16 protein-coding genes and 1 riboswitch are annotated in these 17,703 nt (G+C 68.4%); of the genes, 2 read left to right on the top strand and 14 right to left on the bottom strand.

All coding sequences use genetic code 11. The annotated features are described in order from the left end of the window. Genes AC1DYK_RS11795 through AC1DYK_RS11775 form a run of 5 tightly spaced genes read right to left on the bottom strand, consistent with a single transcriptional unit; the run spans position 1 to position 5,797 of the window. Positions 1–795 carry an enoyl-CoA hydratase/isomerase family protein gene (locus AC1DYK_RS11795; RefSeq protein ID WP_478166470.1) on the bottom strand — a complete coding sequence of 265 codons (795 nt, stop codon included), beginning with the start codon at positions 793–795 and terminating at the stop codon, positions 1–3. Then, complete coding sequence (locus AC1DYK_RS11790) at positions 792–1,304, bottom strand: DinB family protein (protein WP_478166469.1); 513 nt, start codon at positions 1,302–1,304, stop codon at positions 792–794. The genes AC1DYK_RS11795 and AC1DYK_RS11790 overlap by 4 nt, the downstream gene beginning before the upstream one ends. A gap of 5 nt (positions 1,305–1,309) precedes the next feature. After that, positions 1,310–2,914, bottom strand: a complete 1,605-nt coding sequence (locus AC1DYK_RS11785; RefSeq protein ID WP_478166468.1) for a carboxyl transferase domain-containing protein — start codon at positions 2,912–2,914, stop codon at positions 1,310–1,312. Next, positions 2,911–4,614 (bottom strand): AMP-binding protein, encoded by a 1,704-nt coding sequence (locus AC1DYK_RS11780; RefSeq protein ID WP_478166467.1) that lies wholly within the window; start codon positions 4,612–4,614, stop codon positions 2,911–2,913. Before AC1DYK_RS11780 ends, AC1DYK_RS11785 begins: the two co-directional genes overlap by 4 nt. 10 nt (positions 4,615–4,624) lie before the next feature. Beyond that, a complete protein-coding gene (locus tag AC1DYK_RS11775; protein WP_478156963.1) occupies positions 4,625–5,797 on the bottom strand; it encodes an isovaleryl-CoA dehydrogenase in 1,173 nt (390 codons plus the stop codon). 126 nt (positions 5,798–5,923) lie between these two features. On the opposite strand from AC1DYK_RS11775, the gene AC1DYK_RS11770 reads away from it, so the two are divergent. Both AC1DYK_RS11770 and AC1DYK_RS11765 read left to right on the top strand, forming a co-directional pair. Then, positions 5,924–6,976 (top strand): AraC family transcriptional regulator, encoded by a 1,053-nt coding sequence (locus AC1DYK_RS11770; RefSeq protein ID WP_478166466.1) that lies wholly within the window; start codon positions 5,924–5,926, stop codon positions 6,974–6,976. Between the two features lie 74 nt (positions 6,977–7,050). Further along, entirely contained in the window at positions 7,051–7,254 is a 204-nt protein-coding gene (locus AC1DYK_RS11765; protein WP_478166465.1) for a hypothetical protein, read from the top strand. Between the two features lie 4 nt (positions 7,255–7,258). Here the strand turns inward: AC1DYK_RS11765 and AC1DYK_RS11760 are convergent, their stop codons facing one another. From AC1DYK_RS11760 to AC1DYK_RS11720, 9 genes are all read right to left on the bottom strand, one after another. After that, a complete protein-coding gene (locus tag AC1DYK_RS11760) occupies positions 7,259–8,635 on the bottom strand; it encodes a patatin-like phospholipase family protein (RefSeq protein ID WP_478166464.1) in 1,377 nt (458 codons plus the stop codon). 7 nt (positions 8,636–8,642) lie between these two features. After that, complete coding sequence (locus AC1DYK_RS11755) at positions 8,643–9,335, bottom strand: HAD family hydrolase (RefSeq protein ID WP_478166463.1); 693 nt, start codon at positions 9,333–9,335, stop codon at positions 8,643–8,645. 43 nt (positions 9,336–9,378) lie between these two features. Next, complete coding sequence (thiC, locus tag AC1DYK_RS11750; protein WP_478166462.1) at positions 9,379–11,259, bottom strand: phosphomethylpyrimidine synthase ThiC; 1,881 nt, start codon at positions 11,257–11,259, stop codon at positions 9,379–9,381. Positions 11,260–11,339: 80 nt separating this feature from the next. After that, positions 11,340–11,445: riboswitch (TPP riboswitch) on the bottom strand. A 27-nt stretch (positions 11,446–11,472) separates the two neighbouring features. Beyond that, positions 11,473–12,459 carry a VTT domain-containing protein gene (locus tag AC1DYK_RS11745; RefSeq protein WP_478166461.1) on the bottom strand — a complete coding sequence of 329 codons (987 nt, stop codon included), beginning with the start codon at positions 12,457–12,459 and terminating at the stop codon, positions 11,473–11,475. A gap of 39 nt (positions 12,460–12,498) precedes the next feature. Beyond that, entirely contained in the window at positions 12,499–13,287 is a 789-nt protein-coding gene (locus tag AC1DYK_RS11740; protein WP_478166460.1) for a DUF3047 domain-containing protein, read from the bottom strand. A 275-nt stretch (positions 13,288–13,562) separates the two neighbouring features. After that, positions 13,563–14,003 (bottom strand): YchJ family protein, encoded by a 441-nt coding sequence (locus tag AC1DYK_RS11735; protein WP_478166459.1) that lies wholly within the window; start codon positions 14,001–14,003, stop codon positions 13,563–13,565. 79 nt (positions 14,004–14,082) lie between these two features. Next, positions 14,083–15,213 carry an acyl-CoA dehydrogenase family protein gene (locus AC1DYK_RS11730; protein WP_478166458.1) on the bottom strand — a complete coding sequence of 377 codons (1,131 nt, stop codon included), beginning with the start codon at positions 15,211–15,213 and terminating at the stop codon, positions 14,083–14,085. Between the two features lie 10 nt (positions 15,214–15,223). Continuing rightward, a complete protein-coding gene (locus AC1DYK_RS11725) occupies positions 15,224–16,471 on the bottom strand; it encodes a glutamate carboxypeptidase (RefSeq protein WP_478166555.1) in 1,248 nt (415 codons plus the stop codon). Between the two features lie 46 nt (positions 16,472–16,517). Continuing rightward, complete coding sequence (locus AC1DYK_RS11720) at positions 16,518–17,702, bottom strand: acetyl-CoA C-acyltransferase (RefSeq protein ID WP_478156957.1); 1,185 nt, start codon at positions 17,700–17,702, stop codon at positions 16,518–16,520. Position 17,703 lies beyond the last annotated feature (1 nt).

Raw genomic sequence — 17,703 nt, 5'->3', positions numbered from 1 at the left:
TCAACCGTTCAACCACGAAGGCTTGCGCTTTTGCAGGAACGACTGGACGCCCTCGCGGCCTTCCTCACTCGCGCGGATGTCGGCGATGCCCTGCACGGTCTTCGCCACCAGCGCATCGTCGATCTCGCGTCCCGCCACGTCGGCGATCAGGGTCTTGCAGGCGCGCACCGCGGCCGGGCTGGCGCTGGTGAGCGCCTTGACGACCTCGGCGACCTTGGCATCGAGCGCATCGGCCGCCACCACCTCGTGCACGAGGCCGATGCGATGCGCCTCGGCCGCCGCGAAGCGCTCGGCCGTGAGGAACCAGCGCTGCGCCGCGCGGGTGCCCATCGCGCGCAGCACGTAGGGGCTGATGGTCGCCGGCACCAGGCCGATCTTGACCTCGCTCAGGCAGTACCAGGCGGTGTCGACGCTGACCGCGATGTCGCAGGCCGCCACCAGGCCCATGCCGCCGGCATAGACGTCGCCCTGTACGCGCGCGATGGTGGGCTTGGGGCACTCGGCGATGGTGCGCAGCATCGCAGCCAGCTTGCCCGCGTCGGCGATGTTCTCGTCGCGCGTGTAGTCGGCCATGCGCCGCATCCAGTTCAGGTTGGCGCCCGCACAGAAGGCCGGGCCGTTCGCGCCGAGCACGATGGCCCTGACCTGCGGCGAAGCGCCGGCTTCGGTGAAGGCCTGCGTCAGCTCGGCGATCACGACGTCGTCGAAGGCATTGCGCGCATCGGGCTGGTCGAGCCAGATGCGCGCGATCGCGCCTTCGATCGACAGGCCGAGCTTGGTGAAGGACGTGCTCATGACGTTCTCGCTTCCTGTTGCAGCAGATAGACCCAGTCCAGCTCGGGCCCGGGTTGGACCATCGCGGTCAGCGCGGCGGTGAGCTGGCCGCGGTGATGGGTCGCATGGTTGAAGACATGGCCGAGCGCCGGCGCGAACGGAATGCGCACCTCCTCGCCGTTGTTGCGCGTGTAGGCCAGATCGCCATCGAAGCGCTCCGGCGCCAGGGTCGAGAGCCAGGGGCTCCAGCGCGTGACGGCCTCGCCGAGCGCCTCGCAGACCTCGACGCGGTCCGTGTGCAGTTCGGTGTCGAGCGGCAGGCGCAGCGACTTGCCTTCGGCGAAGCGCGCGAACCAGATCGTGTCGGTCAGCAGCAGGTGGTTGACCGTGCGGTGCACCGAGCGAAAGTAGAGGCCGCAGTCGCGGTGCCAGTCCGCATCGGACAGGCCCGCGAGGTTCGAAGCGATCAGCTTCTGCGTGGCCCAGACGTGGTAGCGCGCGAGGCTGGAGAAGTAGTTCGGCAGCGTCATGGCGCTCACATGCGGAAGATGCCGAACTTCGGCTCGGGGATCGGCGCATTGCGCGACGCAGCCAGGCCCAGCGCCAGCACGCGGCGCGTGTCGGCCGGGTCGATGATGCCGTCGTCCCACAGCCGCGCGGTGGCGTAGTAGGGATGGCCCTGGACCTCGTACTGCTGGCGGATGGGCGACTTGAAGGCTTCTTCCTCCTCCGCGCTCCACTGCCCGCCCTTGGCCTCGATGCCGTCGCGCTTGACGGTGGCGAGCACGCTCGCGGCCTGCTCGCCGCCCATCACGCTGATGCGCGCGTTGGGCCACATCCAGAGAAAGCGCGGCGAGTACGCGCGGCCGCACATACCGTAGTTGCCGGCGCCGAAGCTGCCGCCGATGATGATGGTGAACTTGGGCACGTTGGCCGTGGCCACCGCGGTCACCATCTTGGCGCCGTGGCGCGCGATGCCCTCGTTCTCGTACTTGCGCCCGACCATGAAGCCCGTGATGTTCTGCAGGAACACCAGCGGCGTCTTGCGCTGGCAGCACAGCTCGATGAAGTGAGCGCCCTTCTGCGCCGACTCGCTGAAGAGAATGCCGTTGTTGGCGACGATGCCCACCGGCATGCCCTCGATCTCGGCGAAGCCGCAGACCAGCGTGCTGCCGAAGCGCGACTTGAACTCGTGGAACTCGCTGTCGTCGACGATGCGGGCAATGATCTCGCGCACATCGAAAGGCTTGCGGGTGTCGGTCGGGATCACGCCATACAGTTCCTCCGCAGGGTAAGCGGGGGCACGGGCCACGGAAGGCCCGGGCGCCTGCGCCCGGTTGTCGCCTAGATTTTTCACGGCCGAGCGCGCCAGCGCCAGAGCATGGAGGTCGTTCTGCGCCAGGTGATCGGCCACGCCCGACAGCCGCGTGTGGACATCGCCGCCGCCCAGGTCCTCGGCGGTGACGACCTCGCCGGTGGCCGCCTTCACCAGCGGCGGGCCGCCCAGGAAGATGGTGCCCTGGTTCTTGACGATGATGCTCTCGTCGCTCATCGCCGGCACGTAGGCGCCGCCGGCGGTGCAGGAACCCATCACGACCGCGATCTGGGCGATGCCCTGCGCGCTCATCTGGGCCTGGTTGTAGAAGATGCGGCCGAAGTGGTCGCGGTCCGGAAACACCTCGTCCTGGTTCGGCAGGTTGGCGCCGCCGGAGTCGACCAGGTAGATGCAGGGCAGGCGGTTCTGCTCGGCGATCTCCTGCGCGCGCAGGTGCTTCTTGACCGTGACCGGGTAGTAGGTGCCGCCCTTCACCGTGGCGTCGTTGCAGACGATCATGCAGTCGACGCCGCTGACCCGGCCGATGCCCGCGATCAGGCCCGCGCCTGGCGCCGCGCCGTGGTACATCGCATGCGCGGCGAGCGGGGCCACTTCGAGGAAGGGCGTGCCCGGGTCGAGCAGTTGCGCCACGCGATCACGCGGCAGCAGCTTGCCGCGCGCCGTGTGCTTGCTGCGCGCGGCCTCGCCGCCGCCGGCCTCGACCTTGGCGAACTGGGCGTGCAGGTCGTCGACCAGCGCGCGCATGGCGCTCGCGTTGGCCTGGAATTCCGCCGAGCGGGCATTGAGTTTCGTGTCCAGCTTCATGCGGTCTTGTCCTCGTCCAGTCCCAGTTGGTGCTTCATTGCTTCGCGAATCTTGAACTTCTGGATCTTGCCCGTGACCGTCATCGGAAACTCGGTCACGAACTCGATGTACCTCGGCACCTTGTAGTGCGCGATCTGCCCCTTGCAGAACTCGCGCACCTCGTCGGCGCTCAGGCTCTGGCCCGGCTTGGCGATGATCCAGGCGCAGAGCTCCTCGCCGTATTTCCTGTCGGGCAGGCCGACCACCTGCACGTCCTGCACCTTTGGGTGGCGGTACAGGAACTCCTCGATCTCGCGCGGGTAGATGTTCTCGCCGCCGCGGATCACCAGGTCCTTGATGCGGCCGACGATGTTGACGTAGCCCTCGGCGTCCATGGTGGCGAGGTCGCCGGTGTGCATCCAGCCGTCTGCATCGATGGCTTCGCGAGTCTTCTCCTCGTCTTCCCAGTAGCCGTGCATGACCGAGTAGCCGCGCGTGCAGAACTCGCCCGTCTCGCCCGGCGCGACGATCTCGCCCGTCACCGGATCGATGACCTTGATTTCCAGATGCGGCTGCACCGTGCCCACGGTCGACACGCGCTTGGCGAGCGGCGTGTCGGTCGAGCTCTGGCAGCTCACCGGACTGGTCTCGGTCATGCCGTAGGCGATGGTGATGTCGCGCAGGTGCATCTGGTCGACCACCCGCTTCATGACCTCGGTCGGACACGGCGATCCGGCCATGATGCCGGTGCGCAAGGTCGAGAAGTCGAACTCCTTGAAGCGCGGGTGGTCGAGTTCGGCGATGAACATGGTCGGCACGCCGTGCAGCCCGGTGCACTTCTCGGCCTGCACCGTCCGCATCACCGCCAGCGGGTCGAAGCCGTCGTTCGGGTAGACGATGGTCGCGCCGTGCGTGAGGCAGGCCAGGTTGCCCAGCACCATGCCGAAGCAGTGGTAGAGCGGCACCGGGATGCAGAGGCGATCGACCGGCGTGAGCTTCATGCACTCGCCGATGAAGAAGCCGTTGTTCAGGATGTTGCGGTGCGTCAGCGTGGCGCCCTTCGGGAAGCCGGTGGTGCCGCTGGTGAACTGGATGTTGATCGGGTCGGTGGCCTTGAGCGTCTTCGCGATCGCGTCGACCTGCGGGTCGTCGGCGCGGCCGCTGTCGTGCAGCGCCGAGAAGCGCAGCAGCCCCGGCAGCTCGCCTTCTTCGCCGGCCGCATCGATCCAGGCCACCGTGCGCAGGTGCGGCAGCCGGGCGGCCTTCAATGCGCCGGGCGCCGCCGCAGCCAGCTCGGGCGCCAGCTCGCGCAGCATGCCGACGTAGTCGCTGGTCTTGAAGCTCTTCATCGTCACCAGCGCCTTGCACGCGACCTTGTTGAGCGCGTACTCGAGCTCCGAGGTGCGATAGGCCGGGTTGATGTTGACCAGGATGATGCCGACCTTGGCGGTGGCCAGCTGCATCAGCACCCAGGGCGCGTTGTTGTGCGACCAGATGCCGACGCGGTCGCCGGGCGCCAGCCCCAGCCCGAGCAGGGCGCTGGCCAGCCGGTCGACCTCGCGCTGCAGCTCGCGGTAGCTGTAGCGCTTGCCCTCGTGCACGCTGACCAACGCCTCGTGGTCGCCCTGCCGCGCGGCCATGTCGTCGAAGAAGTCGCCGAGGGTCTGTTCGATCAACGGCACGTCGGTGGCGCCTTGCGCCAGGCTGCGCGTCAAGGTCATGGCAACTCCTTCAGGCGGTTTCGGCGAACAGCTCGCGGCCGATCAGCATGCGCCGGATCTCGCTGGTGCCGGCGCCGATCTCGTACAGCTTGGCGTCGCGCCACAGCCGGCCGACCGGAAACTCATTGGTGTAGCCCACGCCGCCCAGCGCCTGGATCGCCTCGCCGGCCATCCAGGTCGCCTTCTCGGCCGAATAGAGGATGGCGCCGGCCGCGTCCTTGCGGAAGGTGCGCGCATGGTCGCTGCGGTCGCAGGCCTTGCCGACGGCATAGACGTAGGCGCGCGTGGCCTGCCAGGTCGAATACATGTCGGCCAGCTTGCCCTGCATCAACTGGAATTCGCCGATGCTCTGGCCGAACTGCTGGCGCTCGTGGACGAAAGGCAGCACCGCGTCCATGCAGGCCGCCATGATGCCCAGCGGACCGCCCGACAGCACGGCGCGCTCGAAGTCGAGGCCGCTCATCAGCACCTTGGCGCCCAGGCCCTCGCCACCCAGCACGTTCTCCTCCGGCACCTCGCAGTTGTCGAAGTAGAGCGGGAAGGTGTTGGAGCCACGCATGCCGAGCTTGTCGAGCTTGGTGCCGGCCGAGAAGCCCTTGAAGCCCTTCTCGACGATGAAGGCGGTCATGCCGCGGGCGCCCATCTCGGGCTCGGTCTTGGCGTAGATCACCAGCGTGTCGGCGTCGCCGCCGTTGGTGATCCACATCTTGCCGCCGTTGAGCACGTAGCGGTCGCCCTTCTTCTCGGCGCGCAGCTTCATGCTCACCACGTCGGAGCCGGCATTGGGTTCGCTCATCGCCAGTGCGCCCACGTGCTCGCCGCTCACCAGCTTGGGCAGGTACTTCTTCTTCTGCGCCGCGCTGCCGTTGCGGTGGATCTGGTTGACGCAGAGATTGGAGTGGGCGCCGTAGGAAAGCCCGACCGAGGCCGAGGCGCGCGAGACTTCTTCCATCGCGACGATGTGCGCGAGGTAGCCGAGCTCGGTGCCGCCGTACTCTTCCTTGACGGTCATGCCGTGCAGGCCGAGGTCGCCGAGCTTCTTCCAGAGGTCGGCCGGGAACTGGTTGTCGCGGTCGATGTCCGCCGCACGCGGTGCAATCTCGTCGGCGGCGAAGTTCTGGATCGCGTCGCGCAGGGAATCGATGGTGTCGCCCAGGTCGAAGTTCAGGCCGGGATCGTGCATGGTTTGTCTCCTTGGTCGGTCGGGCCCGCGCGCAACTGTCGCGCGGAAAGGCGCAGCTTACGCCGTGTGCCGGTGCATTTGGCGCCACAATGGTTGCAAATCGCGCCACCTCGACCGCACGCCAGCATGCCTTCGTCACCGCTCCAGAGTATCCGCCGCGCGGCCACGCCGATGGCCTTCGTGCAAGCGATCGTACGGGGCTACGAGCGCTATGGCGTCGACCCTTCGGCGGCCTTGGCCGAGGCACAGATCGCGCCGCATGAAGTCGCCGATCCGGCCGCCCGCGTGACCGCGGCGCAATTCGAGGCGCTGTCCGGCTTCGCGATGCAGCAGCTCGACGACGAGGCGCTCGGCTGGTTCCAGCGCAAGCTGCCCTGGGGCAGCTACGGCATGCTGTGCCGGGCGTCGCTGGGCGCGCCCGACCTGGGCGTGGCGATCAAGCGCTGGTGCCGGCACCTGCGGCTGCTGACCGACGACATCACGCTCGACCTGTCGCTGGCCGGCGGCCTGGCGACGGTGTCGATCACCGAGCACCGATCGCTGGGCGATTTCCGCGAGTTCTGCCTGGTGTCGAACCTGCGCTTCCTCCACGGCTACGCCTGCTGGGCCATCGATTCGCGGGTGTCGCTCGGCGCCACCACCTTTCCGTTCGAGGCGCCGCCGCACCGCGAGGCCTATCCCCTGATGTTCGGCGGCAGCCTGCGCTTCGGGGCCGCCAAGGCCGGCTACAGCTTCGACCCCCGCTACCTGGCGCTGCCGCTGCGGCGCGACGAGGCGGCGCTGCGCACCATGCTGCGGCGCGCCCTGCCGCTCACGGTGCTGCAATACCGCCGCGACCGACTGCTCGGGCAGCGGGTGCGCGAACTGTTGCGCAGCCGCGCCGCCGAAGCCGCCACCGCCGACGCCCTGGCGGCCCTGCTGAACCTGTCGAGCCGCACCCTGCACCGCCAGCTGATGGAAGAGGGCCTGTCGCTGCAGGCGCTCAAGGACGAGATCCGGCACGAAACAGCGGCCGACCAGTTGCGGCGGACCGACCGCCCGATCAAGCAGATCGCGCTGGCGGTCGGATTTCGCAATGAGAAAAGCTTCTCTCGCGCATTCCGTGGCTGGGCCGGCGTCGCCCCCGGCACGTTCCGGCGGCACGGCCTGCCGCCGCGCAGCGGGGCCGGGAATCCGTGAAATAGTGCGCCCGGGAAGGCCAGAAAGGGCAGCGTCCGACGCGCAAGCGGCCCGCCGCAGCCTACGATCGCCGCATGCAGCAGATTCCAGACACCGACAGCTCGGCTTTCGCCGACCTGATGGACTTCATCGCCACCTCGGGGCGGACCCGCAACCAGGGCTTCGTGACCGAAAACGCGGACCAGCTGGTGTCGCGCATGTGGGCCGACCGGGCCCAGGCGATGACGCTCTCGCTCACCACGATGGCCAAGGCCTCGCTGCCGCGCGGCAACGCCTGAGTCTTCAGTCCCGGGCCGAGCCCAGCGATCTCTTCAATGCCTGGAATTCGGGCGAGCGTTGCAGCACGCTGCGCCCCGCCGCGATCAGCCGCGTCACCTCTTCATCGGTGATCGAGAACGCGGTCGGCACCTGCAGCAGCCGCTGACGCAGCTCGCCATCCGCGGCATCGCGCAGGTTGACCTGCACCACGTGGATCTCGGCGTCGGGCGCGAAGGCATCCGAAGCTTCGGGGCTGCGCGACTTGAGGTCTTCACGCCATTGGCGCGCGGTGTCGAGCAGGAACTCCTGCGTTTCGAGGGTCGCGCGCGCGCCGGCACCGAACAACAGGGTGTCGGCCACCGCCCGGAAACCCGGCACGGTATCGCTCTGGTCGATGTTGTTGGCCGGGTCGCGCGCCGAATTCACGCTGATCACGACCAGCTTGCGCACGCTGCCGCGCGGAATGCCGACTTCCTCGAAGCTCTCGCGCAAGCCGCCGCCGACCAGCGCGCGATCGAGCAGCCGCCGCACCGCGAGGTTGTCGGCCACGCCCCCATCGACCAGGTGGATGAAGGGCCGGCTCTGGGCGTCGAGGTAGCTGTTGGCCTGCATGCGGAACATGCGAGCCCGGTAGTTGCCGCCGCCCCGGACGGCCAGCCGCGGCACGATGCCGCGATCGCGGCAGACCTGCGAATGGTTCTTCAGCGTCAGCGGACTCAGCAGGATCGGCACCGCCGACGAGGCCGCGACCGCAAAGGACAACGGCACGCTCTGCAGGTCCGAGCAGATCAGCGCGAACTGGTCGGCGGTGAACTCGAAGGGCGTGCCCAGCGACATGTCGGTGGCGGCGATCACCAGTTGCGGATGGCGCGGGCTGCTCTCGACGTCGGCGTAGGTCTTGCCCTCGTAGATCTCGTCGAGCCGGCGCATCAGCAGATGGCTGCGCCCGTACCAGGGCGAGGTCAGGTCGTACAGGCTGCGGGGCCTCAGCGCCTGCAGGATCAGGCTGTTCTGGAAGTTCTGGCGCAGGAAATCGCGTTCGAAATCGGGCAGCTTCTCGGCGCCGAAGGCCGCATAGTAGGCCGCGAGGATGCTGCCGCCCGAGACGCCGCTGATCACGTCGGTGGCGTCGAGCAGGTCGCTGTGCCGGCCGTTCAGATCGAACTTGGTGCGTCGCAGCTCGGCCAGTACGCCATAGCCGAACGCAGCGGCGCGCGCACCGCCGCCGGACAGCGTGACGGCCACCAGGATCGTCGGATCCCGGCCCGACTCCGGCGCCATGATGACGGACAGCGACGGCGGCCGGTCGGCCAGGGGGTCGTTGAGCCACGGCCTCAACGATGAACAGCCCGCCACGCAGGCAGCGATCAGCAGACCACAGAGCGCGCGCAGGCCGTGCATCGGGGGTTCAGGCGAACGCGGGGCGCCAGTCGGCCAGCAGCGACGGCAGTTGTTCCATGTCCGTGAAGACATGCGCCACGCCGACGGCACGCAGCGCTTCGGGCCCGCTGTGGCCCAGGTCGGTCGGGCTGTAGCCGAACACGGTGGCGCCGGCGGCGATGCCGGCCATCGCCCCGGTCACCGTGTCCTCGACCACGGCGCAACGCGCCGGGTCGATGCCGAGCGCGGCCGCGGCGGCCAGGTAGACGTCGGGGGCGGGCTTGGAACGCGGGGTTTCGTGGCCGCTGAAGATGCGGCCCTCGAAGCAATCGAGCAGCCCGATCTTCTCGAGCTGCAATTCCACCTTGTGGCGATCGGCACCCGAAGCGCAGGCGATGCGGCCGTCCAGCGCCGCATGCAGGGCGCGCACGGCCCGTGCGGCGTTGGGAATGGCCAGCAGGTCGCGCTCGAGCGCCTCGTTGCGGCGGCCGCGGAAGCCGTGCAGCCACTCGGGCGTGATCGCGAAGCCGGTGTTCGCCTCGATCAGCGCGGCCTCGTCCTTGACCGCCTTGCCGGTGAAGATCCGCATCGACTCCTCGGTGCTGAGCTTCCAGCCAAGTTCGCCGAGCATCTCGGCGAGCACGCGGTTGGTGATGGGTTCGGAGTCGACCAGGACGCCGTCGCAGTCGAACAGGACGGCGTCGAAGGGAATGGGATTCATGGCGCCGATCGTAACCAAACACCTCCCGTTCCCGATGTCAAACTCAGGCCGGCTGGATCGGAATGTAGATCTCGCCGCCCGCGGCCTTGAACTCCGCCGACTTGCCGGCCATGCCGTCCAGGGCCGCGTCGCTCGCCTCGATGCCGCGCTGGGCCGCGTACTCGCGCACCTCCTGCGTGATCTTCATCGAGCAGAACTTGGGGCCGCACATCGAGCAGAAGTGCGCCACCTTGCTGCTGTCCTTGGGCAAGGTCTCGTCGTGGAACTCGCGCGCGGTGTCGGGGTCCAGGCCGAGGTTGAACTGGTCCTGCCAGCGGAACTCGAAGCGCGCTTTCGAGAGCGCATCGTCGCGCGAGCGCGCACCGGGGTGCCCCTTGGCCACGTCGGCCGCATGGGCCGCGATCTTGTACGCGATGATGCCCTGCTTGACGTCGTCGCGGTCCGGCAGGCCCAGGTGCTCCTTGGGCGTCACGTAGCACAGCATCGCGGTGCCGGCCCAGCCGATCATCGCGGCGCCGATCGCGCTGGCGATGTGGTCGTAGCCCGGCGCGATATCGATCGTCAGCGGGCCCAGCGTGTAGAACGGCGCCTCGTGACAGTGCTTGAGCTGCTCGTCCATGTTGGCCTGGATCAGGTGCATCGGCACATGGCCCGGACCTTCGATCATGGTCTGGACGTCGTGCTTCCAGGCGATCTGCGTCAGCTCGCCCAGCGTGCGCAGTTCGGCGAACTGGGCCTCGTCGTTGGCGTCCGAGGCGCAGCCGGGGCGCAGGCCGTCGCCCAGCGAGAAGCTCACGTCGTAGGCCTTCATGATCTCGCAGATGTCCTCGAAGTGCGTGTACAGGAAGCTCTCCCTGTGGTGCGAGATGCACCACTTGGCCATGATCGATCCGCCGCGCGAGACGATGCCGGTGCGCCGGTCGGCCGTCAGGTGGATGAAGGGCAGCCGCAGCCCCGCATGGATGGTGAAGTAGTCGACGCCCTGCTCGGCCTGCTCGATCAGCGTGTCGCGGTAGATCTCCCAGGTCAGGTCTTCCGCCACGCCGCCGACCTTCTCCAGCGCCTGGTAGATCGGAACCGTGCCGATCGGCACCGGGCTGTTGCGCACGATCCAGTCGCGCGTGGTGTGGATGTTGCGGCCGGTGGAGAGGTCCATCACGTTGTCGGCGCCCCAGCGGATCGCCCAGACCAGCTTCTCGACCTCTTCCTCGATGCTCGAGGTGACGGCCGAGTTGCCGATGTTGGCGTTGATCTTGACCTTGAAGTTGCGCCCGATCGCCATCGGCTCGACTTCCGGGTGGTTGATGTTGGCCGGGATGATCGCGCGGCCGCGCGCCACTTCCTCGCGCACGAACTCGGGCGTGATGATCTTCGGGATGCGGGCACCCATCGGGTTGCCGGCCAGCCGCTTCTCGCGCGCCTCGTCGGCCATGTACTCGGCCATCCATTCGCGGCGGCCGTTCTCGCGCAGCGCCACGTACTCCATCTCGGGCGTGACGATGCCGCGCCGCGCGTAATGCATCTGCGTCACGTTGGCGCCGGGCTTGGCGCGCCGCGGCGTGCGCTGCAGTGCGGCGGCGCCGGCGCGCAGTTCGGCGATGCGCCGGGCGTCGCGGTCCGCGTGCGTCGCGCCGTCGTCAAGCGCCAGGTGCAGCCGGCCTTCGTAGCTCTCGGTGTCGCCGCGCTCGGCGATCCAGGCGTCGCGCACGCCAGGCAATCCGCGACGCACATCGATGTCGGCGGCCGGATCGGTGTACGGGCCGGAAGTGTCGTAGAGCGAAACCTGTTCGCCGTTGGACAGAGCAACCTCGCGCACCGGCACCCGCAGGTCGGGCCGGCTGCCGGCGATGGCGCCCTTGGTCGAGGCGGGAAAGGGCTCGCGCGTGAGCGTGAGGAGGGAGGCGAACTTGTCGTTGGCATTCATGCGGGGCACTCCGGGTTGTGGATCAACGGGTGCTCCGCGATGCCTCCTTGCGGCACCGCTCGTTCAGGGACGAGAGGGCGCCGGGGAGTCGCAGCTCTTCTTACGCTGGTATGAACCAGATCAAGTTCGCGGGTTTGGCCGCTTGGCCATCTCAGCACGCGTCTGCGTGCACCCCGGAGCGGGGCCGATTCTAGGCCGCCTGCGGCCGCCGGATCAAGCGGTGTGTGCAACCGCCAGCGGAACGACCACCCGCTTCGGCTCGGCGGCGCCGGACGCGTCGGCCGCACTCATCGCCACCCAGGCGTCCAGCCCGCCTGCCAGCACGCGCACCCGCGGCTGGCCGGCGGCCATCAGCACGCGCGCCGCCGCAATCGCCGAGGCGTCGTCGGGGCAGTCGCAGAAAACCACCAGCTCGCGCCCATCGGCGAAGGTGCCCAGCCGCTTCGGCAACTGCTTGAGCCCGATGCCGATCGCGCCGGGGATCGCCCGCGCATCGAGGGCGCGCGCCTCGTCGGAGCGGACATCGATCACCATCGGGCCGGCGCCCGCCGCCAGGGCTTCGCGCAAGGCCTCGACCTGGATGTGCTCGATATCGTCGGCCTGCTGCTGCGCCAGCCGGCGTTGGCGATAGCGCCAGGCGACGAATGCCGCCAGCGCCAGCACGCCGAGCACCAGTGCGGTCAGGCCGATGTTGGAAATCACGGTCAGCACGTCCTGGATCGCGGCGTGGAAGATCCGGCCGACGAACAGGAAGCCCAGCGTCCAGATCAGCGCCGCCACGGTTTCATAGGACAGGAAGCGCAGGTTCGACATGCCGAGCGCACCCGCCATCGGCGGCGCCACCACCGACACCCCCGGCACGAACTTGGCCGCGATCAGCGACAGTCCGCCCCAGCGGCCGAGGATCGATTCGCTGCGCCTGACGCAGGAGTCGGGTGACAGCGAGATGCGGCAGAGCAGCCGCATCACGCGGTATCCCCAGCGGCGCCCGGCCAGGAACCAGACGCCATCGCCGAGGATGTTGCCGAGCACTGCCGCCACCACCACCGCGACGAAGGACACCTGCCCGCCGACCGTCAGCCCGCCGGCGACGATCAGGAAGGGCACCGCCGGCACCGGCGCGCCGAGGCGCGTCGCCAGCGTGGAGGCGAAGACCAGGGCGGCGCCCTGGCTGGCAAGGAGTGCGACAAAGTCGTTCATGGCTTTCGGGACATTGACAGTCGATGAGATGCTGCGCTGTTATTGGCCCTGCGTCGGAGGACGCTCGGCGGGGGCCGGCGCGGCAACCTGGGTCGCCAGGGCGCCGCGCAGGTCCAGGTCTGAAAAATAGGCGAGGCCGTGGCCGTGCGTGTTGTCGGCGTCGGCCGAGATGGCGACCGCCGTCACGTCGGGCAGGAGGTCACCGGCCTCGTCGCCGAAGGCGCGCTTGTAGTCGGTCAGCAGGTTGCGCCGTTCGGCGATCCAGCTGCCCGGCTTGGGCGCCGCGCCCGATTCGAGCACGACCATGCGGATGCGCTTCGTGAACGCGTTGTCGAACGCGTTGCCCTTGGCTTCCTTGTTGTCCCAGACGTAACACAGGGTCTCGGTCGGCACCGCCTCGCCGGTCGCGCGGCGCGCCAGCGACAGACGGGCGCGCTCGCCGACGGACAGCCGGTCGGCCGGAAAATCGAAGAAGACGCAGACCTTGGCGGCGCCATCGTCACCCGAGCGCGTGCGCAGGTCGGCGCCCTCGACGAACGCCTCGACCCGCCAGCGCCAGGCCAGCGTGGCCTGACTGTTGAGCTCCACCCTGACGGGGTGGACCAGGTTGCCGTAGGAGCCATTGGCGTCGACCTTGAGCACGCGCTGGCCCTCGAGTTGCTCGACCTCGAACCGGGTCGGAACCTTGTTGGGCAAGGTGGTGAAGTGCCACGGCGCCGGCGCCTGGGCGCCGGTCGCGCTCGAGAAGGGCGTGAGCAAGGGCTTGTCTTGCGCGCGCGCGTGCGGCGCGGCCATCCAGAGCAGCGCGGCCAGGGCCGGCAGGGCCATCGCGGTGCACGGCCGCCGCCAGTCTCCCGTGCGAAGAAGCGTCCTGCTGCCCATGATTCACCTCTTGGCCCCGTGGCCGGTTGAACGCGCTCACGCTGCGCTTTCGACGCAGCGATCACAAGCTGCGAAGTGTGGAGCAGGAGCGGCGCAAGATAAATAGCCCAAAAGGAATTGGTCTGTCTCCCTGCGGGACACAATCCGCCTCGGACGCTATGAAATCCATAGCAAACATCCAAGGCTGCGCAACAGTCAGTGGCTATTCCTGACTGGATCGGTCAGTGAAGGTCGCCGTCGAGGTAATACCAACGATTTTGCAACGCGTCGTCCTCCTGGCGGACGAAACGGCTGCGCTCGTGCAGCCGGGTCGCCACGCCGGCGCTGCTGCGCTGGCGGGCGACGAACTCGACTTCTGCATGGTCGGCGTCCAGCACGGAGCGCGAGCGCACGTCGAGGCCCAGCCATTTCACGCCGGCTTCGAAGTCCAGGCTGGCCGGGCGGGTCGAGGGATGCCAGGTCGCGAGCAGGTAATCCGCCCTCTCGAGCACGAAGGCCGTGTAGCGCGAGCGCATGAGCGACTCGGCATCGGGTGCCGGCGTGTGGGCGAAATCGTCGATGTAGCGCCCGCAGCACTGGGCGAAAACCAGTGGCAGCTCTCGCCGGTCACGACGCCCGCAAGGACAGGGAACACGGGCGGGGCTGGGGGAGGATGCGGACATTGAGGGGGGCGTGAAAGGGGGAAGTTCCAGGGCGTATTGTGCAGACCCCCGGAAATCACCCCCGGACGCCGCGGCGGGCTCAGGCCAGGGCGCGCTGGATCAACAGCTTCTGGATGTCCGAAGTGCCCTCGTAGATCTGGCACACGCGGACGTCGCGATAGATGCGCTCGAGCGGAAAATCGTTGACGTAGCCATAGCCGCCCAGCGTCTGGATCGCCGCGCTGCAGACGCGCTCGGCCATCTCGCTGGCGAACAGCTTGGCCATGGCGGCTTCCTTGAGGCAGGGCCGCCCGGCATCGCGCAGGCTGGCCGCATGCCAGATCAGCTGGCGCGCGGCTTCGAGCTGAGTCGCGCAGTCGGCCAGCCTGAAGCCCACCGCCTGCTGGTCGAAGATGCTGCCGCCGAAGGCCTGGCGCTCCTTGGCGTAGGCCAGAGCCACCTCGAAGGCGCTGCGCGCCATGCCCACGCTCTGCGCCGCGATGCCGATGCGTCCGCCTTCCAGCGCGCCGAGCGCGATCTTGTAGCCCTCGCCCTCCTGGCCGATCAGGTTTTCAAGCGGAACGCGACAGCCGTCGAAGTTGATCTGCGCGGTGTCGCTCGAATGCTGGCCCAACTTGTCCTCGAGCCGCGCCACGGTGTAGCCGGGTGCATCGGTCGGCACGATGAAGGCGCTCATGCCGCGCTTGCCCGCGCCCTTGTCGGTGACCGCGATCACGATCGCCACCTGGCCGTTCCTGCCGCTGGTGATGAACTGCTTGACGCCGTCGATCACCCAGCCGTCGCCGTCCTTGCGCGCCGTGGTGCGCAGGGACGATGCATCGCTGCCGGCCTGCGGCTCGGTCAGGCAGAAGGCTCCCAGCATGCGGCCCTGCGCCAGCGGCTGCAGCCACTGCTTCTTCTGCTGCGCATTGCCGTAGCGCATCAGGATGGCGTTGACCGGACAGTTGGTCACGCTGATCGCGGTGCTGGTGCCGCCATCGCCGGCCGCGATCTCCTCGAGCACCAGCGCCAGCGTCAGGTAGTCCAGCCCGGCGCCGCCGTCTTCCTCGGGCACGCAGATGCCGTAGGCGCCGAGCGCCGCCAGGCCGGCATGGGCGTCCTTCGGAAAGCTGTGCTCACGGTCCCACAGCGGTGCGTGGGGCCAGAGCTCGGCCTGGGCAAAGGCGCGCACCGCATCGCGGATCGCTTCCTGGTCGGCGCTGAGCAGCATGGCGTGTTCCTTACTTCGATTGACCGAGGTCCATGATCAGCTTGCTGGCCATGTAGAGCCGGCGCGGGATCGCGCTGGTGTCGACGTACTCGGCCTTGTCGCTGTGATAGCCGAAGCCGGGCAGGCCCAGGCTCTCGATGACCGGCTTGCCCGCCAGCGCGGCGTAGGCCGCATCGGTGCCGCCGCCGGTGCGTTCGACGATGCCGAGCTCGCCGCCGGCTTCCTTGTAGTAGGCCACGGCCTTGTCGACCAGCTTGCGGCCTCCCTCGCCCGCGTTGAAGGCCGGACGCCCGCGCGTGATGAGCACCTTGACCTCGGCGTCGGGCAGCTTCTTCTGCTGAGCCTTGGCTTCGAGCGTCTTCATCGCGGCCTCGAAATCCTCGTTCTTCGCATAGCGCACATCGGCGTTCAGCGTCGCGCTGGCCGGAATGATGTTGGAGACCGCGCCGGCCTTGGCGATGGTCCAGTTGAAGCGCAGCCCCTTGGCCTTGTCGTCGATGTCCATGGTACGCAGCACCAGGTCGGACGCCTCGACCAGCGCATTCACGCCGAGCTCGGGTGCGGCGCCCGCATGCGAGGCCTTGCCCGTGATGTTGACCTGCACGTAGGCGATGCCCGAAGTGCCCAGCGACAGGTCTTCCTTGCCGGCGCCGGTCGGCTCGAACGAGAGCACGTAGTCGGCCTTGGCGGCCTCTTCCTGGATCAGGTCGCGCGAGCCGAAGGAGCCCTTTTCCTCGTCGGTGTTGAACAGCACCGTGATGCTGCCGAAGTCCTCGAAGCCGCGCGCCTTGAGCAGGTTGAGCGCATGCAGGATGACCGCATTGCCGCCCTTGTCGTCGGCGATGCCGGGGCCGTAGGCGCGGTCGCCCTCGACCTTGAACGGCGCCTTGGCGAGGATGCCCTTGAGGTAGACGGTGTCCATGTGCGAGAGCAGCAGCAGGTTCTTGCCGCCCTTGCCCTTGAGCTTGCCGACGATGTTGTCGCCGACCACGAGGCCGGCCGACTTGCTGCGCGTGACCGTGAAGCCCAGCGACTTGAGCTGCGCCTCGAGGTAGTTGCCGGCCGACGCGAGGCCCTCGGCGTCACCGGTGCCGGTCTCGATATTGACCAGCGCCTCGAGCGTCTTGATGACGGCGGGCTTCTCGGCGGTGGCGGCGGCGAACAGGGCCTGGTCGCGCGTCTGGCTCCAGGCGGCGGGTGCCATGAAAGCGGTGGCGAGCAGCGCGGCCAGCGCGCTGCGGGGGAAAGCCGAATGAATCAAGGACAACTCCAATGGGGACAATATTTCGATTCTAGGCAGCGCCTCACAGCAGCTCGATCGCCACCGCCGTGCCTTCGCCGCCGCCGATGCACAGCGTCGCAACGCCGCGCTTCTTGCCGCGCTGCTGCAGCGCATGGATCAGCGTGACCATGATGCGCGCACCGCTGGCGCCGATCGGATGGCCCAGCGCGCAGGCGCCGCCATGCACGTTGACGATGTCGTGCGACACCGAGAGCTCGTGCATCAGCGCCATCGGCACCACCGCGAAGGCTTCGTTGACTTCCCAGAGATCGACGTCCTTCACGGTCCAGCCGGTCTTCTTGAACAGCTTGGCGACCGCGCCCACCGGCGCGGTGGAGAACCACTCGGGCTGCTGCGCGTGGGTGGCATGGGCGACGATGCGGGCGATCGGCTTCGCACCGTACTTCTTCGCGCTGCCCTCGGTCATCATGACCAGCGCCGCGGCGCCGTCGTTGATCGACGAGCTCGATGCCGCGGTGATGGTGCCGCCGTCCTTCTTGAACGCCGGCTTGAGCGTCGGGATCTTGTCGAGCTTGACCTTGCCCGGGCCTTCGTCGATCTCGATCACGGTGTCGCCGCCGCGGCCCTTGACCGTGACCGCCGCGATCTCGGCCTTGAAGGCACCCGACGAGGTCGCGGCCTTGGCGCGCTCGACGCTGGCGATCGCGAAGGCGTCTTGCTGCTCGCGCGTGAACTTGTACTTGGCGGCGCAGTCCTCGCCGAAGGTGCCCATCGAGCGGCCCGGCTGGTAGGCGTCCTCGAGGCCGTCGAGCATCATGTGGTCGAAGATCCGGTCGTGGCCCATGCGGTAGCCGCCGCGGCCCTTGAGCATCAGGTAGGGGGCGTTGGTCATGCTCTCCATGCCGCCGGCCACCATCACCTCGTGCGTGCCCGCCAGCAGCATGTCGTGCGCCAGCATCGCGGCCTTCATGGCCGAGCCGCACATCTTGCTGAGCGTGACCGCGCCCGCGCTGTCGGGCAGGCCGCCCTTGTAGGCCGCCTGGCGCGCCGGCGCCTGACCCTGGCCGGCCATCAGGCAGTTGCCGAACAGCACCTCGCCGACGCTGTCGGCGGGGATCCCTGCGCGCTCGACCGCCGCCTTGATGGCGACGCCGCCCAGGTCGTGCGCCGAGAGGGAAGAAAAGTCGCCCTGGAAGCCGCCCATCGGGGTGCGGGCGGCGCCGACGATCACGATCGATTCGCTCATG

Source organism: Variovorax sp. P2_H12, from assembly GCF_056403395.1.
Note: the sequence above shows the minus strand (reverse complement) of the source record. Positions and strands in the feature narration are given on the sequence as shown.

What these genes read in the sequence shown, in the direction of transcription:
- AC1DYK_RS11795 (WP_478166470.1), bottom strand. Translation starts at nt 795, where the DNA reads ATGAGCACGTCCTTCACCAAGCTCGGCCTGTCGATCGAAGGCGCGATC.
- AC1DYK_RS11790 (WP_478166469.1), bottom strand. Translation starts at nt 1,304, where the DNA reads ATGACGCTGCCGAACTACTTCTCCAGCCTCGCGCGCTACCACGTCTGG.
- AC1DYK_RS11785 (WP_478166468.1), bottom strand. Translation starts at nt 2,914, where the DNA reads ATGAAGCTGGACACGAAACTCAATGCCCGCTCGGCGGAATTCCAGGCC.
- AC1DYK_RS11780 (WP_478166467.1), bottom strand. Translation starts at nt 4,614, where the DNA reads ATGACCTTGACGCGCAGCCTGGCGCAAGGCGCCACCGACGTGCCGTTG.
- AC1DYK_RS11775 (WP_478156963.1), bottom strand. Translation starts at nt 5,797, where the DNA reads ATGCACGATCCCGGCCTGAACTTCGACCTGGGCGACACCATCGATTCC.
- AC1DYK_RS11770 (WP_478166466.1), top strand. Translation starts at nt 5,924, where the DNA reads ATGCCTTCGTCACCGCTCCAGAGTATCCGCCGCGCGGCCACGCCGATG.
- AC1DYK_RS11765 (WP_478166465.1), top strand. Translation starts at nt 7,051, where the DNA reads ATGCAGCAGATTCCAGACACCGACAGCTCGGCTTTCGCCGACCTGATG.
- AC1DYK_RS11760 (WP_478166464.1), bottom strand. Translation starts at nt 8,635, where the DNA reads ATGCACGGCCTGCGCGCGCTCTGTGGTCTGCTGATCGCTGCCTGCGTG.
- AC1DYK_RS11755 (WP_478166463.1), bottom strand. Translation starts at nt 9,335, where the DNA reads ATGAATCCCATTCCCTTCGACGCCGTCCTGTTCGACTGCGACGGCGTC.
- thiC (WP_478166462.1), bottom strand. Translation starts at nt 11,259, where the DNA reads ATGAATGCCAACGACAAGTTCGCCTCCCTCCTCACGCTCACGCGCGAG.
- AC1DYK_RS11745 (WP_478166461.1), bottom strand. Translation starts at nt 12,459, where the DNA reads ATGAACGACTTTGTCGCACTCCTTGCCAGCCAGGGCGCCGCCCTGGTC.
- AC1DYK_RS11740 (WP_478166460.1), bottom strand. Translation starts at nt 13,287, where the DNA reads ATGGCCCTGCCGGCCCTGGCCGCGCTGCTCTGGATGGCCGCGCCGCAC.
- AC1DYK_RS11735 (WP_478166459.1), bottom strand. Translation starts at nt 14,003, where the DNA reads ATGTCCGCATCCTCCCCCAGCCCCGCCCGTGTTCCCTGTCCTTGCGGG.
- AC1DYK_RS11730 (WP_478166458.1), bottom strand. Translation starts at nt 15,213, where the DNA reads ATGCTGCTCAGCGCCGACCAGGAAGCGATCCGCGATGCGGTGCGCGCC.
- AC1DYK_RS11720 (WP_478156957.1), bottom strand. Translation starts at nt 17,702, where the DNA reads ATGAGCGAATCGATCGTGATCGTCGGCGCCGCCCGCACCCCGATGGGC.